This is a genomic window from Ramlibacter aquaticus, from assembly GCF_015159745.1.
Lineage (GTDB): Bacteria > Pseudomonadota > Gammaproteobacteria > Burkholderiales > Burkholderiaceae_C > Ramlibacter > Ramlibacter aquaticus.
On the sequence record NZ_JADDOJ010000162.1, the window covers coordinates 1 to 1,433 of the forward strand.

Annotated in this window: 1 protein-coding gene; it reads right to left on the bottom strand. The window is 64.4% G+C overall.

The window, feature by feature from the left end; genetic code table 11:
• Positions 1-266: 266 nt before the first annotated feature.
• The gene (locus IM725_RS19920; RefSeq protein WP_193782383.1) at positions 267-1,331 is read right to left on the bottom strand and encodes an IS110 family RNA-guided transposase; all 1,065 of its coding nucleotides are present in this window, start codon (positions 1,329-1,331) and stop codon (positions 267-269) included.
• Between the last annotated feature and the right edge of the window lie 102 nt (positions 1,332-1,433).

Sequence of the window (1,433 nt, forward strand, 5' to 3'; positions counted from 1 at the left end):
TATATGGACTCCTCCCCAACGACAAGGTTCTGATCACTGTAGTTGGCCTTTGAGGTAAACGCCTGCGGTCGTATATCCGGCATCAGTGGTGGGCTGCTTGAGCCCGTGCCGTCATGGGTTCCGCGTGGTAGGAAGCAGCGCCAAACGTTCGATCGGCTTGCAACGAGCCGGACTAGTTATCGGCGTCAGCGCTTCCTGGGGTTCGTCCCTGTTGGCCATGAGGGGCAATCAGTCCTTGGCAAGCGAGAAGTAAAGCAACAAGTTGGTCAGTGCGCTGCGGGTCGCGGCTTGCAGGCGCGCTGCGCGTCAAAGGGTTGCTGGTGACGCAGCGTCGCAAAGCAGATCCGCGCCAGCTTGTTGGCCAGCGCACAGGTGGCCTTGTTCTGATTCGTTCGCTCCCGCACGGCGAGCGCCCAGGCCTTAAGCCCTGTGCAGTCGCGCCCGGCGCTGTGCGCGCGAGCAGCTGCCTGCAGGACGCTGCGCGCGCCGTGCGTGAGTAGCGTTCGCAAGTAGCGATCACCAGCGCGCGTGATGTGCCCGAGCCGCCGCGTGTTGCCTGAGCTGTGCTCGTAGGGCGTCAGGCCCATCCAGGCAGCGAGCTGGCGGCCGTTGCGAAACTGCGTGAGGTTGGTGCCGACGGCTGCAACCAGCGCCGTCGCGGTGAGCAGACCCACGCCGGGGATTGACAGCAGCAACTGGCAGGCGGGGCTTTGCCGCACGACCTCGCGCAAGTCGCGCTCGAGCTGGGCGATGCGCGCCTCCAGCTGCACCACTTCGACCAGCAGCATCTGCATCGTGGGGCGGAGCATGGCGGGCAATGGCGAGCCCGGGTCTCCCACCAGGCTGCGCACAGCCTGCAAGCCCGTCTTGGCGCCCACCGGGATCGGCACGCCGAACTCACGGCAGTAGCCACGCAGGGTGTTGATGCGCTGGGTGCGGCTGCTCATCCATTGGCTGCGAGCTCGGTGCAGGGCTTGCAGAGCCTGCTGTTCGACCGACTTGACGCGCACCTCACGGATACGCGGGTCGTTGTTGGCCTGCAAAAGCGCGCCACAGTCTGCTGCGTCGGTCTTGTTGCGCAGGCAGTACGGCTTGACGTGCGTGGCTGGCAGTAGGCGCACCGCAACGCCTTGGCGCTGCAGCGTCCGCGCCCAGTGGTGGGCCGAGCCGCAGGCTTCCATGACGACTTGGCCGGTGACGCGGTTTGCGAAGAAGCGCTCGAACTGTGTGCGCGTGAGTCGGTGCGTGCCTGTGATGCGGCCATTGGCATCGGCCTCAGCGACCTGAAAAACAGTCTTTGCCAGATCGACGGCGACGGTTGTAGCATTCATGTCGGACTCCTTTCGTTGAAGACCTGATCCCCACGCCAATGAAGACCAGTGCGCCATTTGGACGCGAAAAACGAGAGGAGTCCATCCCATCATTCGACACGG

Bases quoted from the DNA above. Each gene is read 5' to 3' on its own strand.
- IM725_RS19920 (WP_193782383.1), bottom strand. From the start codon at position 1,331: ATGAATGCTACAACCGTCGCCGTCGATCTGGCAAAGACTGTTTTTCAG.